Annotated in this window: 14 protein-coding genes; 10 read left to right on the top strand and 4 right to left on the bottom strand. The window is 54.0% G+C overall.

Translation table 11 applies throughout. From position 1 onward, the window contains the following. Nucleotides 1-17: 17 nt before the first annotated feature. Nucleotides 18-779, top strand: coding sequence for a triose-phosphate isomerase (gene tpiA / locus B5F80_RS08090; protein ID WP_087478321.1), 762 nt, complete (start codon nucleotides 18-20; stop codon nucleotides 777-779). A gap of 107 nt (nucleotides 780-886) precedes the next feature. Further along, complete coding sequence (locus B5F80_RS08085) at nucleotides 887-1,531, top strand: cyclase family protein (protein ID WP_087478320.1); 645 nt, start codon at nucleotides 887-889, stop codon at nucleotides 1,529-1,531. A 91-nt stretch (nucleotides 1,532-1,622) separates the two neighbouring features. Here the strand turns inward: B5F80_RS08085 and B5F80_RS08080 are convergent, their stop codons facing one another. The 4 genes from B5F80_RS08080 to B5F80_RS08065 all read right to left on the bottom strand — a co-directional run bounded on the left by B5F80_RS08080 (nucleotide 1,623) and on the right by B5F80_RS08065 (nucleotide 6,963). Next, nucleotides 1,623-2,888: a zinc-binding dehydrogenase gene (locus B5F80_RS08080; RefSeq protein WP_087478319.1), complete on the bottom strand. Its 1,266-nt coding sequence runs from the start codon at nucleotides 2,886-2,888 to the stop codon at nucleotides 1,623-1,625. A gap of 62 nt (nucleotides 2,889-2,950) precedes the next feature. Next, complete coding sequence (locus B5F80_RS08075) at nucleotides 2,951-3,370, bottom strand: PTS sugar transporter subunit IIA (RefSeq protein WP_239386334.1); 420 nt, start codon at nucleotides 3,368-3,370, stop codon at nucleotides 2,951-2,953. Nucleotides 3,371-3,383: 13 nt separating this feature from the next. After that, complete coding sequence (locus tag B5F80_RS08070; RefSeq protein WP_239386333.1) at nucleotides 3,384-5,483, bottom strand: PRD domain-containing protein; 2,100 nt, start codon at nucleotides 5,481-5,483, stop codon at nucleotides 3,384-3,386. Between the two features lie 64 nt (nucleotides 5,484-5,547). Further along, nucleotides 5,548-6,963 carry a PTS mannitol transporter subunit IICBA gene (locus tag B5F80_RS08065; protein WP_087478316.1) on the bottom strand — a complete coding sequence of 472 codons (1,416 nt, stop codon included), beginning with the start codon at nucleotides 6,961-6,963 and terminating at the stop codon, nucleotides 5,548-5,550. Nucleotides 6,964-7,335: 372 nt separating this feature from the next. On the opposite strand from B5F80_RS08065, the gene B5F80_RS08060 reads away from it, so the two are divergent. The 8 genes from B5F80_RS08060 to glmS all read left to right on the top strand — a co-directional run bounded on the left by B5F80_RS08060 (nucleotide 7,336) and on the right by glmS (nucleotide 16,508). Then, nucleotides 7,336-7,965 carry a DUF47 family protein gene (locus B5F80_RS08060; RefSeq protein WP_087478315.1) on the top strand — a complete coding sequence of 210 codons (630 nt, stop codon included), beginning with the start codon at nucleotides 7,336-7,338 and terminating at the stop codon, nucleotides 7,963-7,965. After that, nucleotides 7,958-8,947, top strand: a complete 990-nt coding sequence (locus B5F80_RS08055) for an inorganic phosphate transporter (RefSeq protein WP_087478314.1) — start codon at nucleotides 7,958-7,960, stop codon at nucleotides 8,945-8,947. The genes B5F80_RS08060 and B5F80_RS08055 overlap by 8 nt, the downstream gene beginning before the upstream one ends. A gap of 132 nt (nucleotides 8,948-9,079) precedes the next feature. Continuing rightward, nucleotides 9,080-9,559 (top strand): Rrf2 family transcriptional regulator, encoded by a 480-nt coding sequence (locus B5F80_RS08050; protein ID WP_087478313.1) that lies wholly within the window; start codon nucleotides 9,080-9,082, stop codon nucleotides 9,557-9,559. Nucleotides 9,560-9,705: 146 nt separating this feature from the next. Then, entirely contained in the window at nucleotides 9,706-10,518 is an 813-nt protein-coding gene (gene cdaA, locus B5F80_RS08045) for a diadenylate cyclase CdaA (protein ID WP_087478312.1), read from the top strand. A gap of 1 nt (nucleotide 10,519) precedes the next feature. After that, nucleotides 10,520-11,431: a CdaR family protein gene (locus tag B5F80_RS08040; RefSeq protein ID WP_239386332.1), complete on the top strand. Its 912-nt coding sequence runs from the start codon at nucleotides 10,520-10,522 to the stop codon at nucleotides 11,429-11,431. 16 nt (nucleotides 11,432-11,447) lie between these two features. Next, nucleotides 11,448-13,055: an FAD-dependent protein gene (locus B5F80_RS08035; RefSeq protein ID WP_204246371.1), complete on the top strand. Its 1,608-nt coding sequence runs from the start codon at nucleotides 11,448-11,450 to the stop codon at nucleotides 13,053-13,055. Then, a complete protein-coding gene (gene glmM, locus B5F80_RS08030; protein WP_087478310.1) occupies nucleotides 13,048-14,403 on the top strand; it encodes a phosphoglucosamine mutase in 1,356 nt (451 codons plus the stop codon). The genes B5F80_RS08035 and glmM overlap by 8 nt, the downstream gene beginning before the upstream one ends. Before the next feature lie 275 nt (nucleotides 14,404-14,678). Then, nucleotides 14,679-16,508 carry a glutamine--fructose-6-phosphate transaminase (isomerizing) gene (gene glmS / locus B5F80_RS08025; protein ID WP_087478309.1) on the top strand — a complete coding sequence of 610 codons (1,830 nt, stop codon included), beginning with the start codon at nucleotides 14,679-14,681 and terminating at the stop codon, nucleotides 16,506-16,508. The last annotated feature ends 184 nt before the right edge of the window (nucleotides 16,509-16,692 follow it).

The raw sequence follows: 16,692 nt of genomic DNA, 5'->3' as shown, positions 1-16,692 counted from the left end.
GATAGGAGGATGCTCTCATGAGAAAAACTATTATTGCCGGCAACTGGAAGATGAATCATACTGGCAAGGACGCCAAGGAAACGATTACGGGCCTCGTCGGCCGCGTAGCGCAGGACGTCAAAGCCGAAGTCGTCGTTGCTCCCGTATTTCCGTATCTGCCGATGGCTGTGGAATTGACGAAAGGCACGCCGATTCACGTAGCCGCGCAGAATATGCATTGGGAAGAAAGCGGCGCTTTTACGGGCGAAGTATCTCCGGCTATGCTCGTCGATATCGGCGTAACCCACGTCATTATCGGCCATTCCGAACGCCGTACGTATTTCAACGAAACGGACGAAACGGTCAATAAGAAAACGAAAGCCGCCTTGGCTCATAACCTTACGCCTATCGTATGCTGCGGCGAAACGCTGGAACAGCGCGAAGAAGGCATTATGCAGCCTTGGATTGAAGGACAGATTGAAAAGGCCCTCGAAGGCATCGGCGCCGACGACTTGGCGAAGGTCGTCATCGCCTACGAACCGATTTGGGCTATCGGCACGGGCAAGACGGCTACGGCCGCGCAGGCTCAGGAAGTTTGCTCCATTATCCGCAAGAAAATCGCTGCCCTCTACAGCGCCGACGTTGCCGACAGCGTGTCCGTCCTCTACGGCGGCAGCGTAAAAGGCGGCAACGTAGCCGAATTGACGGGCTCTCCCGATATTGACGGCGGTCTCGTCGGCGGCGCCAGCCTGAAAGTCGACGACTTCATGGCTATCATCGACAACGCCGTTGTAAAATAATCGCATTTCGCGCGAAAATACCGTTGGCAGACCTTGCCGACGGTATTTTTTTTGCGCCGTTTCATAGTATGATGAATACTATAGACATAGCGAGGAGGCGTTTTATTATGAAGGTTATCGATTTGACTCATACCATACGGGAGCACATGCCCGTGTTTCCGGGAACGGAAGAGCCGTCCCTGCAGACGGTAAGTACCTGCAAAACGGACGGCTTCAGAGAAACGAAGATTTCTATCTGCACGCACGTCGGTACCCACGCAGATCCGCCGGCTCACGTATGGGACGGCGGCACGACGCTAGATCAGTATGATGCGGGCCAGTTTATCGGCAAGGCGTTGGTCGTCGACTGCCGCCGCATAAAGGAAGGCGGGGCGATTACCATGGATTGCCTGCGGCCTTATGGAGACAAGGCAGAAAAGGCGGATTTCCTCCTGTTTCACACGGGCTGGGATGCCTATTGGGGGACGCCCCGATACTTCGGCGACTATCCCTGCATAGACGATTTCGTATTGGAATACGTCGTCGCCGGGCCCTATAAAGGCATCGGATTCGATACGTTCGGCATCGACCCCATAGGCGACGAAGAGCTGACGCGGCACAGGAAGCTGTTTCAGAACCGGGAAATGATCAATATAGAAAATTTGAAAAATCTTCATCTGTGCGGCAGCGACTTATTTTGGTTCGGATGCTTTCCGTTAAAGATACGTCAAAGCGACGGCTCGCCCGTCCGGGCTGTCGCCTGGTTCGAATAAAAAACATCCCCTCGGCAGGAAAGAGGCCTGCGCGAGGGGATTATTGTATTCGTAGAATCTGCCGGATGAAGAGAAAAGAGAAGGTGAACGGTTAGAGTTCTACGTTGAAGTGTTTCAGGATCATTTTTTCCGCTTCGGCGTTCCAGAGGCCGTTGTGGGCTTTGCAGCATGCGTCCAGTTCGAGGAAGAACGGGTCTGTTTCGCCTAATTTGGCAAAATCTTCGATAGCCGTCATCGGCATGTCGAACTGCGTATAGGCCAGCTTTTTGCCGCCCTTGATATGCGGCAGGTTCAGCGTCGTGTCGATGATGCTGTCGATGCCGCCGACGTGCGTTACCATGACGGCCGGGTTGATGATGCCTTTGGCAGCCAGGTTGTTGGCTTCGATGAGGTCGTCGTTGTTGCCGCCCGTCGTGCCCATGATGTGGGTGCTCGTGTAGTGGCAGTCGTACAGGTTGATTTCAGCGCTGAAGTTTTTGTCCGTCGGGCCGGAGAAGAAGTTCATGCAGCCGTCGAAGGCCAGCAGTCTGTTGCCCAGCTCGGCGACGGCGCGGACCGGCGCATATACGAAGACGTCGTCGTAGCCATGGCCGTCGGTGATCTTCATGAGCTCTTCATAGGGATCGTCCATGGCTCCGGTATTGATGTAGTGGAGTTCGACGCCGTACTGGGCGGCGTATTCGGGGGAAATGACTTCTTTCGCCCGATTGATGCGGCTTTCGTCGATGTCCGTTACGACGATGCGTTTCGGCTTGTTTTCAAAGCGGATGCCGTAGCTGACGGCGCCTAAGCCCATAGGGCCGCAGCCGCCGAGGATGATGATATTGCCGCCTTCTTTCGTGCCCATAGCGTGATTATAATTGTGCTTGTTCGTGTGGTAGTTGGCCCGGTAGCCGCCGATGATGCAGCTCATCGGTTCGCCCAAGGATGCTTCGAAGAAGCTTTCGCCTTCGTAGGGCATCAGAGCGCCTAATTCCATGACTTCGTGGGGGAAGATGCAGTACGTGCAGTCGCCGCCGAAAAATTCATAGGAATATCCCGGCGAAGCCAGGCTGCCCTTGTAGTTCAGCGCCGGCTGCTGGGCGAAGCGCATGCCCGGCTTGAACTGGTCCTGCCATTTCTTGCCGACCTTGACGATGACGCCGGCAAATTCGTGGCCCGTAATGATGGGGTTCGTGTCGATGTTCTGGGGAGCCCGTTTATGCTTTTTGCCTTGTTCGACTAATTTATACGTAGACATGCAGATGCTGTCCGTAATAATTTTGGCTAAAATTTCGTCGTCCTTGATTTCCGGAAGTTCAAATTCTTCCAGGCGCAAATCTCTCGTACCGTACATTCTGACTGCTTTTGTTTTCATCGTATATACCTCCTGAGTATAATGCTTATATATGGTGCTGTATATGAGTATACGTTGACCTCTTAGTTAGCGAACATGTTATAGATTTCGTCGACGGAGCTGTGGACGACGTCTTCTACGTCGTCTTCGTCGGAGCAGGTGACGGCGATATTGCTCAGGATATCGACGTGTTCGTCGCCGGCGGCGGCGATGCCGATGACCAATTTTACCGTCGTGCCGTTCCAGTCCGTGCCTTCGGGAAAGGTCATGATAACCAAGCCGGCGTGCTGCACTTCGATCTTGCCTTCTTCGATGCCGTGGGGAATGGCTACGCTGTTGCCGATGGCCGTATTGAAGACCGTTTCCTTGTCCAGCATGGCCTGGGTATATTTTTCTGTCGTGTAGCCGTCTTCACAGAAAATCTTGCCGATTTCCTTAATGACGTCTTCTTTGGCCTTCGGCTGGCAGTTGAGGATGATGTTCTTTTTCTGTAAAATTTCCATGATGATGTTCTCCTTATGTAATTTTTATGAGCAATGTATTGAAATACAATTTGAGGATGCGCTGCAGCTCGGACCGGATGAGGCCTTCGCTGCGGCTTAGGACGGCTTCGTTGAAGCTGTCGTCTATGACCAGGGAGCTGCTGATGAAGCCTAGTAAGTCCGTGTACAGGCGGGTAGGGCCGGCAGCAGGCATCGTCATGAGCAGGACCATGCCGACGCCTTGAAAGTATGGGTCGGCGAAGCTGCTTTCCGACGGCATGCAGGTATAAAAGGCGGCGTGGCTGACGGCGCAGGTCCGGCAGTGCAGCAGGGCGAAGCCCTGGTCGGGAAAGATTTGGCTGCTCAGATGTTCCCGTTTCATAATATCTTCATACAGCTGCCGGCTTTGCGATTCTGATTCGGCGACTTGGCTGCAGAGCCAGGCTGCGACTTGGTCGAAAGGCAGGGACGCATCGGCAGTATACATGGCATAGCCTTTCAGGATATAGGCGATTTCTTCTGCTGACTTGTGGGCTTCTGCCAGCTCCTGTACGAAATCATCAGGCTGTTTTTCGCCTTCTTCCCGATGGACCCTCTTGCGGATGTGGGCGTATTCTTCGATCTTGCATTGGATGCGGCTCATATCGGACTGGGTGATGAGCGGCGAGATGCGGACGGCGTCGATATCCGGACGGTTCAGGGGCAGGCTGCTGACGAAGAAATCCGTGGCTTTGATGACCTCCGGCGTCAGGTCGCCCTTGCCGTAGGTCTTGAGCGAGACGGCGGCGGACAGCTTGTTGCGCAGCCGCGTCATCATCAGGCGGGCGACGCCGAAGCCGCTGGCGCAGACGATGCCGACGGAAACCTTTCGCGTAAAGGCCGTCTTCCCCTTCATGCGTTCCAGGGCCGCGCCGAAGTGAATCGTCAAATACCCGATTTCTTCTTCAGACACGGCGACGCCGATGGCCTTTTCCAGTACGCGGGCCGCCCGGCTGGATTTTTGAAACGTGTCGGCGTATTCTTCCTTGATATCGTCCAGCAGGGGATTGATGATGTTGAGATGATTGGTCAGGCGGACGATGGCCGGTTGCAGGTGGACGAAGAGCCCGCGGATAAATTCTTCGTCGCAGCGCAGCATATAGGCCTGGCGGGAATCGAAGGCGTCTATCATGGCGTCGATGAGGTTGATCAGTTTTTTGCCGTTCAGGTCTGTCGGCACCGTTTCATCGGGCACGTTGGTGTAATGCATATTTGCGCCCTTGATGTGCAGCAGCAGATAGGACAGCTCCAGCTCGGGCATATGCAGGTGAAATTCTTCTTCGATGGCCTGGAGAATGCGCTGTGCCAGGCGCAGGTCTTCGCCGTCTTCCTCCAAGGGCAGGGATTGCTCGTCTGACGGCACGTTGCCCTGCTGCATGCGTTCGACGCTGATGGCGATATGGATGATTAGGCCGATATAGGCCGAGTCGGTGAACTGGCGGAGCTTGGGTTCGTTCATCTGTCCGAGCAGGGCGTCGATGCGCTGGATCGTGCGGCTGTTGAGCAGGCGGTAAATGCCGTTGTCCGTTACGTTCATGACGGCTTTCGCCAGGGCGGCGTGGGGATCGGTAATTTCTTTTAATTTGTCTACGGGAGCCGTTTCGCTGATGAAGCGCCGCATGGCTTCGCGGTAATTTTGTTCCGTACCGTTCAGGACGACGCCGAAGCCGGGCTTTTTCAAGATGGATAAATTATTTTTCCGCAGCCAGGGGCCAAGAGCTTCCAAATCGGAAGCGGCTGTCGACTCGCTGACGCCCAGGAGCCGGCTGTAATGGTATAGCTTTTTTGGCGTCCGGTCCCGCAGCAGTTCGAACAACAGGTAGCGCCGCCGTTCCCTTTTATCGGACCAATCCGACCGGCCCGAGGCGTTTAAGGCGTCGGCCAGGCGCTGCCTTGCCTGCGGCGTGCCGGCCAGCAGGAGGCCCGCTCCTTTTTTGCGCGTCAGCGTCAGCTGGTACGGCGCGAGAATCGTCGTGATGTAATCCAACTCGCGCTGGACCGTGCGCTTGCTGATAGCCAGCTCGTCGGCGATTTGCTGTTCGTGCAGAAAATCTTGATGCCGCAGCAGGATAGACAAAATTTGTTGGATGCGCAATGTGAATTCCGTAGTATCACCTCCTCTGCGTGACGGGAACCCCGTGCGATAACACGGCAGGTTTTTACGACGGCGGGAGCTGGACCGAAGCCAGTTCTTCTACGAGCGTCGCGTATTCAGGCGCGGCCATAAAGTTGGTAATCGTAATGAGACGGGCCTGGGGCGCGCTGGCTTTGGCCCGGTCCGCCAGGTCCTGATGGCAGACGACGAGCTGCGCGTCTTTCGGCACTTCCGAAACGGACGCGTGGCTGACCTTGATGTCCGTCAGGCCGGCTTTTTTCAGACGCTTCTGCAGGACGGCGGCGCCCATGGCGCTGGAACCCATGCCGGCGTCGCAGGCAAAGACGATGTTTTTAATTTCTTTCATGTTGACTGCCGGCACTTCGGCGGCCGTCGGCGTTGCCATGCCCTTGGACTGGGCTTTCATGGCTTTCATCTTCTGCTGGGCTTCGGCGAGGGAGTCCGACGATTTGGCTCCGGACATGCGGATGATAGGCGAAGCGATGAGGAAGGACACGCCGGCGGCGATGAAAATGCCGATGATGACGGACAGCGTAGATCCTTTAGGCGCCATTGCCAGGTACGAAATGAGGCTGCCCGGAGAGGGCGGGCCGGATAAACCGAGGTCGAGAAGCGAATAGTAGAACAACGCCGATACGCTGCCGCCGATCGTAGCCAGCAGGAGCATGGGATTCATGAGGACGTAGGGGAAGGAAATTTCGTGGATGCCGCCTAAGGCGTGAATGATGAGCGCGCCGGGAGCGGAGTGCTTCGTCATTTTATCCTTAGAGAACAGCCAGTAGGCGATGAGGACGCCTGCGCCGGGGCCGGGGTTCGTTTCAATCATGTAGAAAATTGACTTGCCGGCCTGTGATACCTGCTCGGCTCCCAGGGGCGTGAAGATGCCGTGGTTGATGGCGTTGTTCAGGAACAGTACCTTTGCCGGTTCGACGAAGAGGCCGATGAGGGGGAAGACGCCGTAGGTGACGAGAATCTGAACGCCTGCTGTCAGGAAGGTGAGCAGGATACCCATGACCGGGCCGATGAGATAAAAGCCTACGATGGATAAGAGCATGCCTATGATGCCGACGGAGAAATTGTTGACCAGCATTTCAAAGCCAGGCTTGATGCGGCCGTCTACGGCGGCGTCGAACTTTTTGATGACCAGGCCTGCCAAGGGACCCATGACCATGGCGCCCATGAACATGGTGTACGATGTGCCGCAGATGACGCCGACCGTCGCGATGACGCCGATGACGGCGCCGCGGTCGCCGCCGACGGCCTTGCCGCCCTGATAGGCGATGAGCAGGGGCAGGACGTAGGTCAGGAACGGTCCGACCATGGCGGCCAGCTTTTCATTCGGCAGCCAGCCTGAGGGGATAAACATGGCCGTAATAAGGCCCCAGGCGATGAAGGCGCCGATGTTCGGCATGACCATACCGCTGAGGAAGCGGCCGAACGATTGAATCTTTGCTTTCATTGTTGTACCTCCTAAAGTGATTCAGTGCGCACGCTGCATTCCGGACTGCTTGTGTTTCTGATAGCTTAAGTATATCGGCAGGATGGGGCAAACGCAACAAATAGTAATGTAACTTTGTCACCCATGAAAATGACAATATCTGGAGAATGCATAGCCTTAAATCTTTTAACGCTCCGACAGTGCACCCGCAAAGACGGCCCGCTGCGCCTATAAAAAAATTCATGTAGAATATGCCATATTGGCAACGCCTTTTCTAGAATAATGAGGTCGTATATGGTATAATGCAGAAAGACACAGCTATGTAAAATATAGGTAAACAGTGCGTAATTATTACGTAAAAAATGTGTTTGCAGACAAGGAGAACTGATTAGTATGGCATTCCACTTAAAGCCCAAAGAAGAAAAGTTTTTCGCATTATTAGACCAGCACGCGATGCTGAGTTATCAGGCAGCCGATCTGCTGCGGCAGGCCATGAACGACCAGATTCCTAAAGAGGAAGCGCTGGAAAAAATCGATTCCCTGGCCGATGAAGCCGACGAGCTCGTATTGGAGACCATGAAGCGTCTGCAAAAAACGTTCATCACGCCGATGGACCGCGAAGACATCCAGCAGCTTATTGACGAATTGGATGCGGTCATCGACAATATCAGCGAAATCATGGATAAGATGTGCATGTACCAAATCGGACAGGCGACGGAGGGTGCTAAGCAGATGACCGTCATCACGGCCAAAGCGATGAAGGAAATCTGTAAATCCATCGGCTACATGAAGGATTTAAAGAAAAATTACCTCAAGGTCGAAGCCCGCAGCCACAAGGTGCTGAAGCTGGAACAGGACTGCGACGATTTGTATCATAAGGAAATGGCCAAATTATTCTCGGAATGCAAAGATCCCATTGAAATCATCAAATGGAAGGAAGTTCTTCAATCTGTCGAAGATATTACCGACGAATGCGAAGATCTGGTTACTACGTTCAGAAAGGTCGTCTTAAAGTATGCCTGAGCATTGGTTAATATGGGCCATTGTGCTGCTGGCCGTGCTGTTTGACTATATCAACGGGTTCCACGATACGGCTAACGCCATTGCTACCAGCGTGTCGACGCGGGCCATTACGCCGCGCCATGCGATTATGATGGCCGCTGTGCTGAACTTTGCCGGCGCGATGGTCAGTACAGGCGTCGCCAAGACGATTGGCGGGGATTTGGTGTTAAATCCGGCCCAGATTAGTTTGGAAGTCATCGTAGCCGCCCTGATCGGCTCTATCATTTGGAATATCGCGACGTGGTATTACCGTATACCCAGCAGCTCGTCCCACTCGCTCATCGGCGGCGTTATCGGCGCCGTATGCATCAGCGTAGGCCCGGCGGCTTTGGATATGGGCGGTATTGAAAAGATCATCTTATCGCTGATCTTATCGCCGGTCATCGCCTTGGCGACAGGATATTTCGTCATGATCGCCATCCTTTGGATTGTCCGCAAGTATTCGCCTATCGCCTTAAACCGCCAGTTCCGCAAGATGCAGCTCGTGTCGGCCAGCCTCATGGCCTTTTCGCACGGCTCCAACGACGCCCAGAAAGCGATGGGCATCATCGCCCTGGCCCTGCTGAGCGGCGGATACATCGATACGATGGAAATTCCCACGTGGGTAAAGCTGGCCTGCGCCACGTCCATGGCTTTGGGCACGTCTGCCGGCGGGTGGCGTATCATTTCCACGATGGGGACGAAGATCTTCAAGATGGAATCCATCAACGGCTTTGCTGCCGACCTGAATTCGTCCTTAGTTATTTTTTCCGCGACGTTCCTGCACTTGCCGGTCAGTACGACGCACGTCGTATCGGGCTCTATCATGGGCGTCGGTTCGGCCGAACGGGTTCGCGCCGTCCACTGGGGCGTAGCCCGCAGCATGGTCATTGCCTGGTGCGTTACCATACCGATCAGTGCTGCATTGTCGGCAGTTATCTTTTTGATTATCGACGCCTTGTAAGGGCGATGTAATACAGGTCTTGATGATGAATGACAGGCATTCGTCATCAGGACCTTTTCTTTTTTTTATTTTAAACTACACTTTTTTAGTGACTTATTGTATAATAGACACATGCAAGGAGGGATTAGAGTAATGAGATTAAATCAAGCGACTGATTATGCTTTCCGCATGGTGCTGTACCTGGCGTCGCTGCCGGAGGGCACGAAAATAACCGGCGCTGCCTTAGCAGAAAAACAAAATATCCCCGAGCGTTTTTTATTAAAAATCATGAGAAATTTGACGGCTGCCGGCATCATGAAATCGTACCGCGGCGTCGACGGGGGCTTTGCCCTGCAGCGCTCGCCGGAAGATATCACCTTGTTTGACGTCATCGAAGCCGTAGAAGGCCAGACGGAACTGCAGCGCTGTCTGCATGACATCAGCTCGTGTTCCCGCGGCTGCAGCGGCATGTGCTCTATTTACAATGCCTTTGCCGATATCCAGCGGGACTTGGTAACAAAATTGAAGGCCATTGATTTTGCCGAACTCGCCCGCCAGGAATCGCAGCTTCAGGCAGCATGCGGAGCTGCAGGCGACGGGCCGCTGGAAAAAGCGGCGTCGAACGAATTATAATTGATGTGGAAAAGCCGCAGCGGAGACAAGAGCTCCTGGCTGCGGCTTTGTTTTTGTACGGGCCTGCGACTTTATTTTGAAGTAAAAATAGTGTACAATGAATTTACTTAACCATGATTAGTTTGTTGTCGTAATGGAGAAATAACATGAGCGTATCTATTCAGGGGTTTATCAGCAGCTTTCGTCTGCTTGACATATTGGATATTCTGCTTGTCGCCTTTGTGCTGTATAAACTGTTCATTTTGATTCGCAACACACGGGCCGTGGCCCTGATCAAGGGGCTGCTGGTGCTCGGTGCCGTGACGGTCGTCAGCCGGGTCCTGGATCTGCACGTCATCAACTGGATGCTGCAGCAGGGCATGACGGTCATATTGGTTGCCTTGCCGGTCGTCTTTCAGCCGGAGCTGCGGCGTGCCCTGGAACAAATCGGGAGAGGCCGGTTTCTGCAGTCGGGCCATGTGCTGAACGCCAAGGAGCTGGAGCGGCTTATCGATGAAATCGTGGCGATTACCGATTCGATGTCCAAAACGCGGACCGGCGCGCTGATCGTCTTTGAACGGGAAGTGGGCTTGAACGACTACATCGATACGGGCGTTCCCATCGACGGCGTCGTGTCGCGGGAGCTGCTGGGAAATATATTTATTCCCAATACGCCCCTTCACGACGGGGCTGTCATTATTCGGGAAAACCGCATCATGGCGGCAGGATGCTTGCTTCCGCTCACGGCGGACCGTTCCTTGTCTACGGAGCTGGGGACGCGGCATCGCGCGGCTATCGGCCTCAGCGAGATGGCCGACGCCGTCGTCGTCGTCGTCAGCGAAGAAACGGGCTCTATTTCATATACGTACGGCGGTCATATTTACCGTCACTTGGACAGCAACGCCCTGCGCAACGTGCTGAAGACCTTCTTGAACAAGACGCCTCAGGGCTTAGCCAATATTTTCAAGTGGAGGCCGTGATATGATGAATAAGCTTGACAAAAAATGGCAATTAAAGATTATTTGTCTGTTAATGGCGATCGTGCTGTGGTTCTTTATCATTAACGAACAGAATCCCATGAGCGAAGGCAGCTATACGGTGCCGATCGTCGTGGAAAACCTCGACTCGCAGTACATTACGTCGAACGTGCCGAAGACGGTCTACGTACGCCTGTCCGGGCCGCGCAACACGATTATCAACGTAGGGCCGTCGGATATTAAAGCCTATATTGATTTGTCCGATGCCCAGGAAGGCGAAATGAGCGCCCCTGTCCGCATAGAAATTCCGGCGGGGACGGAGCTGAAAAAGCAGAGCATGACCTCGGCTGACATTATGGTCGACGTATACACCGTGCGGGAATTGGCACTGACGCCGCATTTGGTAGGACAGACGAAGAACGATATTTTCGTCAGCAGCCTGAAGGTCGTGCCGGAAAAGGTCGTCATCAGCGGCGCTCGCCGTCTTGTCAAGCAAGTGGAACAGGCTGTCGTGGAAATTCCGATCGAAGACAGGATAGACGACTTTTCTATCATGGCGCCTATCCGGCTGGTGGCAGCGGACGGTTCCCGCGTCGAAGGACTGGAAATGACGCCGTGGCAGAGCAATATCCGCATATCCATCGGTCATAATGCCGTGACGAAAGACATTCCCGTTTACGTGACGACGGAAGGGGACGTGTCTCCGTCTGTATCGCTGAAAGAAATCAAAATAAATCCGAATACGGTTGCCGTAAAGGGAGACGCGAATATTCTCAAGAATTTGTCCCGCATCGACTTGCCGCCTATCGATATTTCAGGCTTGAAGCAAGATAAGAAATGGAAGATTATCGTATCGCCTGTAAACGGCGTCATCTTCGAACCCGATACGATCGAAGTTGCCGTAGACGTGGAATAGTAAAGGAGCGAATTGCGTGCTAAGGGTAATGAATATCCGCACCGGCGTGCCTATGAAGAAATCCATAGAGGCGCTGGTAGCTAAAAAGCTTCGCTGCAGCCCGGCAGATATAGAGCATATCTGCGTCGTGCGGCGTTCTGTAGACGCGCGGCGGAAGCCGAATATTTATCTGGTATTTACGGTAGACGTCGCCTTTCATGACGAAGAAAAAATATGGCGGCGCTGCCGCGACGCCAAGGATGTCCGCCGGATTGCGGAAACTGCGTATGTTCCGCCGCAGCCCGGCGACGTCGTGCTGCGCCATCGTCCTGTCGTCGTAGGCACGGGGCCGTCGGGATTAGCCGCGGCGCTGGCCTTGGCGCGCGGCGGGTATAAGCCGATCGTATTTGAACGGGGCTGCGACGTAGATACGCGGACGGCCCATGTGGAAGAATTCTGGAACGGCGGAACGTTCCGGCCCGAGTCGAACGTGCAGTTCGGCGAAGGCGGAGCCGGCACGTTTTCCGACGGCAAGCTGACGACGCGGGTGAATCATCCGCTCCTGCGCCATATCCTTCAGACCCTGGTCGATGCGGGAGCGCCGCCGGAAATTTTATATGCCTATAATCCCCACGTAGGGACGGATATTTTGCGGAACGTTGTAAAAAATATGCGTCATATGATAGAATTGGCAGGTGGAACGGTTTGTTTTCAGAGCCGCGTGACTTCCATACGCCGGGATGAACGGGGAAGGGTATGCGCCGTTATCGTCAACGGTGAGGATGAATATGAGACGGATGTCGTCGTCTTAGGCATTGGGCACAGCGCCCGCGATACGTATTACATGCTGCACGACGAAGGCGTTGTCCTGGAAAAGAAACCCTTTGCCGTCGGCGTGCGCATCGAGCACGACCAGCAGGTTATCGATCGCGGGCAATACGGCTGCGACGCGGCGGAATTGGGATTGGACCCGGCTGATTACGCTTTGGTGTACCATAGCCCGGAAGGCCGGTCGTGTTATTCCTTCTGCATGTGTCCCGGCGGAGCCGTCGTGGCGGCGGCGTCTGAAGAAGGACGGGTTGTGACGAACGGCATGAGCCTGTATCGGCGCGACAGCGGCGTGGCCAACAGCGCCTTAGTCGTCAACGTGACGACAGACGACGTCGGCAGCGGGCCCCTGGCCGGCATCGAGTTTCAGCGGCAGTACGAGGAGCTGGCGTATAAGGCCGGAGGCAGTAATTACCGCGCGCCGGCGCAGACCGTAGGAAGCTTTCTCAAGGGTTCCTCGCCGGCAGAAGGGGCGGTGCATACGTACCGTCCTGGCGTGACCTGGACAGATTTGCATAACGTGCTGCCGGACTTCGTGACCCATACGCTGGAGCAGGCCTTGCCCTACTTCGGCCGCAAGATTCGCGGCTTTGACGACGACGGCGTCGTCATGACCGGCGTGGAAACGAGAACCAGCGCTCCCGTGCGCATCGTGCGCGGCGAAGACCGCATGGCCGTCGATGCGGCGGGACTGTATCCCGTGGGAGAAGGCGCAGGGTATGCCGGCGGCATTATGAGCGCTTTTCTCGACGGATTGGAAACGGCAAATGAAATCATTCGTAAATATCAACCTTTGGAGGTAGTTGTAAATGGCTAGATTGTTTGGTACTGATGGTGTGCGGGGCATTGCTAACGATTCCCTGACGCCGGAATTGGCATATCATTTAGGCAGGGCCGCCGCGTATATTTTTGGACAAAATAAGGAACATCCGACATTTCTTATCGGCCGCGACACGCGCCGTTCCGGCACCATGCTGGCCAGCATTTTAGCAGCGGGCATCGCGTCTGCCGGCGGCGAATGCTATATGGCCGGCGTGATTCCGACTCCGGCCGTCGCCTATTTGACAAGGACCCATCACATGGATGCCGGCGTCGTCATTTCGGCGTCCCACAATCCCTTTGAATACAACGGCATTAAGTTCTTCGACGGGTACGGGTACAAACTTCCCGACGAAATGGAAGACCGGATTGAAGAATACATGCTCCGCGACGAACGAGCCGGTCTGCAGAGCCGGCCTGTAGGCGCCGGCATCGGCACGATTTCCTTGTGGACGGATTTGCAGCAGGAATATGCCGATTTCGTATGCAAGTCGACAAATGTAGATTTATCGGGTTTAAAGGTCGTGTACGACGGTGCCAATGGCGCGGCCTATTCTATCGGACCGGAAATCCTGAAGCGCCTGGGAGCCGAAGTCATTGCCATTCATACGGAGCCGAACGGCGTGAATATCAATGACAACTGCGGCTCCACCCATTTGGAAGATTTGAAGGAAACGGTGCTGCGCTGCGGCGCCGATATCGGCATTGCCAATGACGGCGACGCCGACCGCTGTCTGGCCGTCGATGAAAAGGGGCAGGAGATGGACGGCGACCAGATCATGCTGCTCTGCGCGCTGAAACTGAAAGAAGAAGGCCGCTTGAAGCAGGATACGGTCGTAGGAACGGTAATGAGCAACATCGGCTTCCACAAGGCCTTGAAAGACATGGGATGCCGTACGGAAACGACGGCTGTCGGCGACCGGTATGTCCTGGAAAAAATGCGCAAGGACGGCTATTCCTTAGGCGGCGAGCAGTCAGGCCATATTATTTTCCTCGACTATAATACGACAGGCGACGGACTGCTGACGGCGGTGCAGCTTCTCAGCATCATGAAGCAGCAGAATAAGCCGCTGTCAGAATTAGCGGCCCTCATGACCCGTTATCCCCAGATTTTAAAGAATGTGACTGTGCAGACAAAATCGGGATGGGAAGAAAACAATCTCATCATGGCGGCTATTTCAGCGGGAGAAGCGGAATTGGGCGACGAAGGCCGTATCCTGGTCCGTCCGTCCGGCACGGAGCCGCTGATTCGGGTTATGGCGGAAGGGCCCGACCTGGAACAGCTTCAGCGTATCGTCGACGATATTGCCGTCGTCGTAGAGCATGAAATGGGTCCCTCCAAGTAGGTATTGACCTAGGTGATAAAATATATTAGAATGTGGGAATGAAGTGATGAAGTTCGCTTCATTCCTGTTTTTTTTACAGGCGTTTGGAAATCCTTCGTAAAATGGATAGCGCTAGTGCCCGCCGGCAACGGCGGGCGGACGAGGAAGAGGAGTATCGAACATGTCAGCGGATGCCTCTCGGCAGCTTCAGTCGTTACATGGCGGAAAAGCATTGCGGCAACGGAATGGACAATGTCGTCGTGGGAAGCAAATACACACACTAGGAGGTTATATGTATGTGCGGTATTGTAGGGTATATTGGAGGAAGAGAAGCAGCTGATTTTTTGATGGACGGCTTGACGAAGCTGGAGTACAGAGGATATGATTCTGCCGGCATCGCCGTGTATCATGATGGCGCTATTGCCGTGCGCAAGAAGAAGGGCCGCCTTGTGAACCTGGCTGAAGAAGTGAAGGCCCATCCTGTCGTCGGAACGGTCGGCATCGGCCATACGCGCTGGGCTACGCACGGCGGACCGTCGGATCTCAACGCTCATCCGCATACGGATGAAGCCGGCAATTTCGCTATCGTTCACAACGGCATTATCGAAAACTACATGGAGCTGAAGGAAGAGCTGCTGGAAAAAGGCTATCGCTTTAAGTCGGAAACGGACTCGGAAGTCGTAGCCCACTTATGCGCTGACATGTATGACGGCGACTTTACGCGGACTGTACAGCGCGTGCTGGTCCGGCTGCGCGGCTCGTATTCCCTCGTGTTCATGAGCCGTTTTGAACCGGATAAGATCATTTGCAGCAAAAAAGACAATCCCCTTATCGTCGGCCTCGGCGAAGGCGAAAACTATATCGCCTCGGATATTCCAGCCATTTTGAGCTATACGCGCAAGACCTATATCATGAATGACGGTGAAATTGCCATCGTAAAAAAAGACAACGTATGGGTTACCGATTTGGAAGGAAATCCCATTTCTAAAAAAGTCTTTGAAGTCAACTGGGATGCGGAAGCAGCCGAAAAGGGCGGCTATGAACATTTCATGCTCAAGGAAATTTACGAACAGCCGAAAGCCATTAAGGATACGATGGGCTGCCGCATTTCCGAAGACGGCTCGCACGTGCAGTTTGAAGAACTGAACTGGACGACGGAAGACGTTACGTCTATCGGCAAGATTATGATTACGGCCTGCGGCACGGCGTATCATGCTGGTTTGCTGGCAAAATACTTTATTGAAAAATTGGCCCGTATTCCCGTTGAAGTAGATATCGCTTCGGAATACAGGTATAGAAATCCTCTGACAGACAGCAAGACGCTGTGCATCGTCATCAGCCAATCCGGCGAAACTATTGATACGCTGGCTGCGCTGAAAGAAGCGAAGCGCTTAGGTGCGCGTTCCCTGGCGATTACGAATGTCGTCGGCTCGTCAATTTCCCGCGAAGCCGATCAGGTAGCCTATACCTGGGCCGGCCCGGAAATTGCTGTCGCGTCGACCAAGGCTTATACGACGCAGCTTGTAACATTGCTGCTGCTAGCTCTGTATATGGGACGTTTGAACGGAACGCTGACTGCCGATGAAGAGTCCCGCATTCTTCATGACTTGACGGCTGTTCCCGATTTGTGCCGTAAGATTTTTGACTGCGCTGACGAAATCAAGGCGATGTGCAGTTCCTTCGAAGGCAAAGAAGACGTTTTCTTTATCGGCCGGTCCATGGACTACGGCTTGGCTATGGAAGGCGCTTTAAAATTAAAGGAAATTTCCTATATTCACGCCGAATCGTATGCCGGCGGCGAATTGAAGCACGGCACGCTTTCCCTCATTGAAGAAGGCGTTCCCGTCATCGCTTTGGCTACGCAAAAAGACGTGGAAGAAAAAATGATCAGCAACATCAAGGAAGTCAAGGCCCGCGACGCCTATGTCATCGGCGTAGTGCAGGAAGGCGATACGGAAGTACGGAAGACTGTAGATACGTTGATTACCGTTCCGGCTTCGGATAATTTTGTCGTACCTATTATGGCGATTATTCCGCTGCAGCTGTTGTCCTACTATATTGCAGTCAGCCGGGGCAACGACGTCGACAAGCCGAGAAACTTGGCGAAGAGCGTTACCGTAGAATAAGTAATAAAGGCGAAGAAGGCAGAGAATTGCTCTCTGCTTTCTTTTTTTTATAAAAAATCTCTTGACAACAGGGCGAAAAGAGGATATACTAAACAAGCTGTTGCGGCAGGACGCCGCGGCAGGCCGGATAGCCGGTTCGCTTGAAAAGAACTTCAAAAAAGTGCTTGACAAGCCCGGGCGAGTC

The sequence above is a fragment of the Megasphaera sp. An286 genome (assembly GCF_002163455.1).
Taxonomy (GTDB): domain Bacteria; phylum Bacillota; class Negativicutes; order Veillonellales; family Megasphaeraceae; genus Megasphaera; species Megasphaera stantonii.
This window is presented reverse-complemented; position numbering and strand designations above follow the sequence as displayed.